General features: G+C 68.6%; 5 protein-coding genes and 3 pseudogenes. 2 read left to right on the top strand and 6 right to left on the bottom strand.

All coding sequences use genetic code 11. From position 1 onward, the window contains the following. Positions 1-1,318 (bottom strand): PAS domain-containing protein (locus ABZ656_RS16720; RefSeq protein ID WP_360268640.1); only part of this gene is annotated, 1,318 nt, incomplete at its 3' end. A gap of 36 nt (positions 1,319-1,354) precedes the next feature. Continuing rightward, entirely contained in the window at positions 1,355-3,868 is a 2,514-nt protein-coding gene (locus ABZ656_RS16715) for a SpoIIE family protein phosphatase (protein WP_101406620.1), read from the bottom strand. A 448-nt stretch (positions 3,869-4,316) separates the two neighbouring features. Between ABZ656_RS16715 and ABZ656_RS16710 the strand changes: the two genes are divergently transcribed. Both ABZ656_RS16710 and ABZ656_RS16705 read left to right on the top strand, forming a co-directional pair. Next, positions 4,317-4,952, top strand: a complete 636-nt coding sequence (locus ABZ656_RS16710) for a TetR family transcriptional regulator (protein ID WP_101406619.1) — start codon at positions 4,317-4,319, stop codon at positions 4,950-4,952. Positions 4,953-5,006: 54 nt separating this feature from the next. Beyond that, positions 5,007-5,435 (top strand): annotated as a pseudogene (locus tag ABZ656_RS16705) (DUF308 domain-containing protein); the annotation flags it as partial. Between the two features lie 277 nt (positions 5,436-5,712). Here ABZ656_RS16705 and ABZ656_RS16700 read toward each other — a convergent pair. The 4 genes and pseudogenes from ABZ656_RS16700 to ABZ656_RS16685 all read right to left on the bottom strand — a co-directional run. Next, a complete protein-coding gene (locus ABZ656_RS16700; RefSeq protein ID WP_360268635.1) occupies positions 5,713-6,600 on the bottom strand; it encodes a diacylglycerol kinase family protein in 888 nt (295 codons plus the stop codon). A gap of 321 nt (positions 6,601-6,921) precedes the next feature. Further along, positions 6,922-7,344, bottom strand: a complete 423-nt coding sequence (locus tag ABZ656_RS16695; RefSeq protein ID WP_360268632.1) for a zinc-binding dehydrogenase — start codon at positions 7,342-7,344, stop codon at positions 6,922-6,924. A gap of 211 nt (positions 7,345-7,555) precedes the next feature. Next, positions 7,556-7,756 (bottom strand): annotated as a pseudogene (locus ABZ656_RS16690) (alcohol dehydrogenase catalytic domain-containing protein); the annotation flags it as partial. After that, positions 7,752-8,090: pseudogene (locus tag ABZ656_RS16685) on the bottom strand (SpoIIE family protein phosphatase); the annotation flags it as partial. The pseudogenes ABZ656_RS16685 and ABZ656_RS16690, both read right to left, overlap by 5 nt. Positions 8,091-8,487: the final 397 nt, after the last annotated feature.

Here is an 8,487-nt window from a genome sequence, read left to right as displayed (position 1 = left end):
GGTGCTCGCGCGTGTAACGGCGAGCGTTGTCGATGGCGAGCGCACCCCGTGAGGCGATCTGCTTCATGAGATCCGCCTCGTCCTGGGTGAAGGGGTCGGATCGGCCGCAGCGCCAGGCCGATATGGCGCCGAGCGTGAGACCACGGGCATGCAACGGTGCCACCATCACGGAATGGCAGCCCTCGGGGATGAGGTGTTCGACCAGCCGCGGATCGCCGAGCGCAGCACCGTACTCGTCAGCGCCGACGATGACGGTCCCGCCCTGCTGGAAGCTGCGCAGGAGGGGGTGGTCGGGAAAGGGTGGGACGAGGCCGCCGTGATTGATGCGGGCCGGCGACACCGCGTCGGGCGGAGACAGGGCCGCGTTGCGCAGTCGAAGATCTCCACCGCCCAGCTGCTTAGGGGGTTCGTCTCCGTCGAAAACGGACTGCGCAAGGTCGACTGCGGCGAGATCTCCGAACGCTGGTACGAGTACGTCCGCAAGGTCCTGCGCGGTGCGCACGACATCCAGGGACCCTCCTACCTGCTCGGCCGCTTCGCGGGCGAGATCCAGATGACGGCGGGCGCGCAGATGGTCGCTGCTGTCGATGTACAGGGCTGCGACCCCCGTGGGGCGTCCTCGTGTGTCCTCCAGACGGAAGGCGGACAGCGACAGCGCGTGCAGTCGCGCCGGATCGTGCCGCCACCTTACTTGCTGGTTCTTGCGGATCACCGGGGCGCCCGTCTCGAGCACCTGGCGCAGTACTGCCTCGAGGTTCGCCGCGTCCTCGGCGCACAGCACGTCGCACAGCCGAGTGCCGGGCTCTACCGGACGGCCGTCGACAGTGCCCGGCGTGGCGTTCGTCTGCACAGTGGTGAGATCCGTGTCGTGCAGAGCGATCGTGATCCGGTTCTGTGCGGACAGTGCGCGCAGGAGCGCTGCGCCCTGCTCGTGGTCGGCGACGTGGTGTGTGGGTGCCGCCAGGACGAGGTACTCCGCCGAGCCCTCCACCCTTGTGGTCCGGAAAGTGACATCGATGGTGTTGCCGCACTGGTGCCGCAGCCGTATCCGGCCGGATTCCGGCAACTCCATGGGGCTGCGCGGTTCGTCGGGGCGGTCGGCCATCAATTCCTGCACGGGGCGGCCGCAGACCTCCTCGGCGGGGAACCCCGTCAGGTCCTCCGCTGCCCCGGTCCACCGCACCACCGCGCCTCGATCGTCGAGCACGGCGGCTGCCAGGCCGCCGAAGGCGTACGGCCTGGCGTTGAGGCCGGAACCGGAGACGCTCGCCGCTCGCTGGGAGGCGCCTGCCGGGTAGGCACTTTCAGCATTCGTCATATCCATATCTCGGTCTTCCTTTACGAGAGCTTGCGGCTACGAGGAGTGGCATCCTGCGGCGGCTGTCGGCCGTCCGGTCGGCAGCGCGTCACATCGCAACGGCTTGGAGGGCAGGTCCTGTTCGGCCCAGACGACCTTGCCGTCCGTTGCGGAGCGGGACCCCCACCTGCGGGACAGCTGAGCGACGAGGTAAAGACCGCGGCCGTACTCGTCGAGGGTGCGGGGATGGCGGGGGCGTGGGTGGCTGGTGTTGGTATCGGAGACTTCGCAGGTCAAAACTTGGTGCTGGATGAGCCGTAGGCGGCTCGGGCCGTCGCAGTGGCGGATGGCGTTGGTGACCAGTTCACTGACGATCAGCTCCACCGTGGTCACGAGATGCTCCAACCCCCATTCGTTGAGCTGACGGGCGGCCAGGTGCCGGGCGGTGCGGACGGCGGACAGATCGTTCGGCAGGTCCCAGGTGGCGACCTGGGCCGGTTCGAGTGCGCGGGTCCGCGCAAGGAGCAAGGTGACATCGTCGGCCGGTGCCTGAGCAGGCAGGGTCTCGATCACCCGCGAGCACAGGTCCTCCAGGGACGGACCGGGCTGTGCCAGGACGGTGCCCAGGCGGCGCAGGCCGACGTCGATGTCGTCGTCGCGGGTCTCGACCAGACCGTCGGTGTAGAACGCGAGCAGACTTCCCTCGGGCAGTTCGAGTTCCACGGACTCGAAGGGGACCAGCCCTAGGCCGAGGCCGAGTGGGACTCCGGTGGGCAGGTCGGGAAAGGTGATCTGACCCTGCGGGTCGATGATCGCGGGCGGGGGATGCCCGGCCCGCGCCATCGTGCACCGCCGGGTGACCGGGTCATAGACGGCATAAAGGCAGGTGGCGCCCACCACCGCGGGGAGCCGGTCCGGGTCGTCGGCGTCTTCCTCGCTCAGTCGCCGGACCGTGTCGTCGAGGTGCGCCAGCAGTTCATGGGGAGGCAGATCCATGTCCGCGAGCGTGCGGACGGCAGTGCGCAGCCTGCCCATGCTCGCTGCGGCCTTGATGCCGTGTCCGACCACATCGCCGACGACCAGGGCCACCCGGGCGCCGGACAACGCGATCACATCGAACCAGTCGCCCCCCACGCCGTGGTCGATGTCGGCCGGCACGTAGCGCGAGGCCGCCTCGACGGCGGCGCCGCCTGCCAGACGATGGGGCAGCAGGTCGCGTTGCAGCGCGAGGGCCGCGGTGCGTTCGCGAGCGTACTGGCGAGCGTTGTCCAGGCAGAGTGCGGCCCGGGTGACGAGCTCCTCGGCGAGGAGCAGGTCATCCTCCTGAAACGGCATCGGTTCCTCGGTGCGGACGAACAACGCGACACCCAGCACGCACTGCCGCGCACGGATGGGTACGACCATGAAAGAGTGCATCCCGTTCTCATGGATCTTCTGCGCCCGTACCGGGTCGTGGTCGATCCATGGGGTGGCAGAGGTGTCCAGGACCGGTTCCAGGTGAGACGTGCCCGTGCGCAGGACGGCCGCGTACGGGGAGGCCGGGGGGACAGTCACCGTCTCCTTGCGCGCCCACGGCGACTCCGGCACCCCGGGGCGAATCGAGGCCAGACCGGCGCGACGCATGACAGGGGGGCGACCGTTCGTCGTGCCGATCCAGGTCGAGGGTTCTTCGCCGAACTGAACCGACTCCGCCAGGTCGACCACGGCGTAGTCGGCCAGCAAGGGCACGGCGAGATCGGCCAGTTCCTGTCCGGTCCGCATGACGTCGAGGGTGCTGCCGATGCGGGTGCTGGCTTGGCTGAGGATGGCCAGGCGCTCGCGCGCCCGCCGGTTGCCGGTGACGTCCGCGCTCATGGAGCACACCCCCACTGTCTGGCCGTCCGCGTCCTGGAGACAGAAGAACGAGGCCGCGAACACGTGCGCCCGGCCCCGGTCCGCCGGCGGCCACGCCCGGTACTCGTGGACCATGGTGGTGCCGCTCTCCAGCACCTGCCGCATCACTGCCTCGAGCGCCTCGGCCTCGAAGCCAGGGAAGAGATCTTTCAGGCGGCGTTCGAACCATTGGTCACGAGGAACGCCAACTTGGTGCTCCATGGCGTCGTTCACCCAGGTGCAGCGCAGTTGCAGGTCATGAACGAGGATGCCGATCGGTGCGTGGGCCAGGAGCGACTCCCGCACTGGTCCGTTGGTCGCCCCCGAGGACAGGGTGCCTATGTCGGTCACGGACACCAGCCACCGGGTGCCGGCGTCCTGTCCCCACAGCAACGAGATCCGCAGCGTCATTTTGATGCCGTGGCCGTCGCGGTGGCGGACCGTCACGGTGCCGGACCAGCCACCCTGGGCACGGCACTGCTCGGCGAACGCCGAAGCACTCAGGGCGTCCTCGGGGGTCGGCAGCACGTGTGCGGCGGACCGGCCCACCACCTCCCCGGCCGAGTACCCGACAAGCTGCTGAGCGGCCTGCGTCCACCCCACCACCGTCCCCTCCGCGTCGATCATCGCTATCGCCGCGTCGGGTATCTCGCGGGGGCTCACCGGCTCGGCGAGTGGCGTGTGGTCAGTGTTCGTCATACGCGGTTCATCCCATCGGTGCATAGGTGTGAGAGAGCGTCGGCCTGTGGCGCGGCGGCCCGATCTGTAGGCGTGGTGGAACGGTGATGGCCGAGGGGCTGAGGATCGCCCGGGCAGGAACGGCCGTCCCGGACGTGTGATGCAGCGCGCGACCTTGCCGCTGGTTGAGAGGCCCACCGGAGCGGCATCCGCCAGGCTTGGACTGCTTTGTCCATTTCTGATGGAATCATCAGATACGACCGCTTCATCGTCAAGCCCCCCACAACTGATCGCATGATCAGGCGTGACCGCACAGGGTGGCGCGGGCGGGTGAAGCGGTCCCCGCCTGGCTGGGAGGTCCCATCGCATAACGGTGGTGGAGTCGGAACTCGGTGGCACCCGGGGTGGACGGTTGAGGTCTTCAATGCGATGATGAATTCATCAGAACTGCTGCTCTTGTTTACGGTGCATGCCGATGCCAGCCTCACGCAGGAACCGATTCGAACGCCGTCGGGCCGAGACCCGGCAGGCACTCGTCCGCGCCGCGCGGAAGATCCTGGCCGAGTCCGGCGGCACCAGCGCCAGCATCCGGGCCATTGCGGAGTGTGCGGACGTGGGCTTCGGCTCCTTCTACAACCACTTCACGTGCAAGCCGGACCTGTTCGACGCGGCCGTCGCCGATGCAATAGAGGAGTACGCCCAAGCCATCGACGAACGCTTGCACGGCGTCGACGATCCCGCCGAGCGTCTCGCTGGGGGTGTGCGGCTCAGCGCGCGCATGGCCGAGTCACACCCGGAGATCATGCGGATCCTGTGCCACAGCGAGCTCGGCCGCATATGCGCCGGCCACGGACTGGCTCCGCGCGCGAAGCGCGTCGTGGAGCAGGGCATGGCCTCGGGCCGCTTCACCGTGGTCGACCCGATCATTGCCCTGACCGCACTGAACGGCAGCCTGCTGGCGCTCCTGGAACTGTGGTTCAACCGGCCCGAGGCCGACAGCGACCAGGCCGCAGGCACGATGGCCGCGATGATCCTGCACATGCTCGGCCTCTCCCCGGACGAGGCCCGTGACCTCGCCCGGCGGCCCCTTCCCGCCGCAGCGTGAAGGGGGGAACAGCTCCTTGATCATCAGATCCGCCGTTGATTATTAGACACTCGCCTCACAGGCGCGCTCTCCATCCTGCTGGGGTTGATCTGCTTCCGGGGCGCCCTGGAGTCGATCCTGCTGCTCGCCCTGTGGATCGGCTTCAGCTGGCTGCTGCGCGGCACCATGGAGACGGCCGCGGCGGCCTCCGCCCAGGACATGCCGGCCCCAGGCTGGCATGTGGCTTTCGGGATCATCAGCGCTCTGGCGGGCATTGTGCTGATCGTCTCGCCGTTCGCCTCGATCGCTGTCGGCGTACAAGTGAGCCAGAGGAGTACGCCGACAATCGCGGAACTCACCCTGGTGGTGGGCATTATGGCCATAGCCCTGGGCCTGACCGAGGTGGTCCGGGCCATCATGATGCACGCCGAAATGGGCCGTCTTGCTCCGGCCCCCGCCGCCCAGCGGCGCCCCCTGTTCCACCGTCCGCACCCCCAGCACTGATCTCCGGAGCCGGATCGGTCGGCCACCGGCGAACAGTGAAAAGCCGCACGGCCGCGGCAACGCTCGCTCCGGCGTCCGCCGCCCGCTCGGCAACACCCCCAGATCACCGTCGTCCGCCACCATCGCGGCTGATCCCGCATCTGCCCGTCCTGTCTGGGGCGTGCTGCGCCGCGCGGAGCGTCGCCAGCCAGGGCCGCGCGCTGTGTGCACACGTGGTGACCGCTGTCTGCGCACATGGCGACCGGGGAAGTCCGCGCGTCTGCCCGGTCGGCTTCGGTCAGCCGCTATGACGGTCGTGAACAGTTCGCTCGACAGCCGAGGCCACCCGCCGGATGGTGCCCCAGCCCGGCGGCCGCTCGGCGGGCGCGGCGCCCGGCCGGTGGCGGGGAACCCGTACCCGTAGCGTTCGGGGCCTGATCCGGCACCGCACGGGAGTCGCCAGGGTGACGGCTTCACCGTCCAGCCCGACGGGGACGAACGGGACGTCGGCATCGACGACAACCTCTTCAGAGGTGGCCAGATTGGTCAGGCCTTGCGTCAGGCCGTGCGTCTGCCCACCTCGCAGCCGGGCGGCCGTCTCGGCGGGCGTCTCCGCCCTGGCGGCCAGTACCCCCAGGAGTCCGGAGTCCAACTGCGCACGCCTGGCAAGCCCGGCCGGGTCATCGACCCGGTAGGGGTTGTTGCTCACCAGCACGGCATCAGGCCGGTCCACAGTGAGCAGCCCGGCGCGCACCACCAGCTCCGGGCCCTCGTGGCGGGCCAGGAATTCCGGGAGGATCCGCACCACGGTGCCGATCTTGTCCTCCCGATAGGCCGGGTCCTGCACCAGGGCGGCATAGGCACCGAACGACACGTTGTTGACGAACACCCGCTCGCCTGCGAACCCGAGATCCACGCACAGTTCGACGCCGTCCGTCAGGGCCTCCAGCGCGGCCGAAGGGTCTTCACGGTCCAGGCCGAGGTCCATCGCGAAGTGGTTGCGGGTACCGGCCGGAATGACCACGAAAGGAAGACCGCTCTTCGCAGCCACCCCGGCGACAAGTGCCTGCGTACCGTCTCCGCCGGCCACCCCCAGCAGATCCGCACCGTCATCCACCGCGCGTCGGGCGACGGTCGCGAGGTCCTGGGGCCGGGAAGGATCGAGCAGGAGAACCTGAGCCCCCAACGCACGGGCCTTTTCCGCGATCCGGAACCGGCTCGCCTTCCCTCCCCCCCCGAACGGGGATTCACGATCAGATACGGCCGCCGCGCAGCTGTCACCGGTCGGAACGCGTTCTCGGTCACGGCAAGCACCGACAGGCCGCTTTCATCAGCCCAGCGCCCGTCACAGTCACAGGCGCCGACACAGCTGCCGTTACCGCGCCCGCTGCTGACTGCGCCGTCCGCCACCGGCCCGGTCCAGCGATCGCACCGGCCACCGCCTCCATGACGTTTCCTCCAACAGTTATGGCCTACGGCACCAGCCCGGTCGCCTTGATGACAGTACTCACGGGTGGGGGGTGATGACGGCGCGTCCTTGGATCTTGCCGTCGTGCAGGAGCTGGTATGCCTCGTAGGCGCGTTCCAAGGGGAAGTGCTCGACCAGCATCTTGATCTTTTGCTGCTGGGCGAGGGTGATCACTTCCATCAGTTCGGGAAGGGAGCCCCAGTAGGGCGAGGCGACCGAGCACTCGTGCGGCGGGCTCGAGAAATTGACGGGCAGGGCTCCGCCGCCGAGACCGACGATGGTCAGGTGGCCAAGCACCCTGGCCACCTGAGCAGCCATCCGCAGAGTCGGGTCTATGCCGACCATATCCAGCACGAGCTGAGCGCCCTGCTGCCCCGTCATGTTCTTGATGCGCGTGACCGCCGCCCGAGAGCAGCACCTCGTCCGCGCCCATGCGCTTGGCGGTCTCCAGCTTGCCGACATCGGTGTCCACGGCGACGACCGTGGTCGCCGCGCTGAGCGCTCGCACCGTCTGGATGGCCATCTGGCCCAGACCGCCGACCCCGATCACCACCGCGGTCGAGCCCGGCCCCAGCAGGTGCACCGATCGCTTGACGGCGTGATAGCTGGTCAGCCCCGCGCCGCTGAGCGGGGCGGCCTGGCACGGGTCGAGGGTGCCCAGCGGAATCAGGAATCGCGCTGCCGGGACCAGCAGGTACTCAGCCATTCCGCCGTCGTGACCGCCTCCCAGGCCGCCGCCCTGACCACTGACCTTCTGGCAGTAGTTCTCCCGGCCCTCCCGGCAGTTGGCGCACACTCCACAGCCCCAGGGGCCGTAGACCATCACAGGGTCTCCCGCCGCGAACCCGGTGACACCCGGTCCCAGCTTCTCCACCTTCGGTACTGCCCAGCGGAGGTCCACTGGGGTGATCGAAGATCTCGGTGGTGCCGTCCGGGTGGGTGATCACCGGTGGGGGATGGCCGGCCCGGGCGATGGTGCAGGTGCGGGCAATGGGGTCGTAGACCGCACACGCACAGCTTGCGGTGAGCGGCTGATGGCGCAAGGGATCACCGGTGGGAAGCGCAGCGTGCCGCTGGATCGACGACCTCCGTTTCGCCTGATGGCCGCCGGCTGCGCCCTCGCGAGGGGTGAACTCGCCGATACCCAGCTCCTCGGACTGAATGCCGCGACCACGCCTTGGCCTGCTCGGTTCAGCAGGCCAGCGCACCCAAGGCGCAACCGGATCCGGTGGGCCGCACCTCAGCACTACAGACCCCAGCGCTCAAGCGGACCGGCCAGTGGGAGACCGCGCGGGGCTTCGCCGAAGTGCCGTAGTGGAGCTGCGAACCGGGCGACGAGAACGGCCGGCCCGTCGCTTTCCATGCGCTGTATGGAAATACAGCGATATCAGAGAGCTTGCGGCGGACAGGGCCGTGCGGCCGTCGGGAGTCTCTACCGATGCCGCTCTCGGTCGCCGTACCGGGGTCGACTCGTGAGCGCCAGGAGTACCGGCTCCTCGGACTGGTTTGGTGTGACGCAGGTCTCTCTGAGACAAGTTGACTCATAGATTCTCTGTGAGTCAATCTGTCTCACATGGGGGTTGCGAAAAGCCGGGTCCCGCAACT

It is taken from the genome of Streptomyces sp. NPDC007095 (assembly GCF_040634475.1).
Taxonomy (GTDB): domain Bacteria; phylum Actinomycetota; class Actinomycetes; order Streptomycetales; family Streptomycetaceae; genus Streptomyces.
This window is presented reverse-complemented; position numbering and strand designations above follow the sequence as displayed.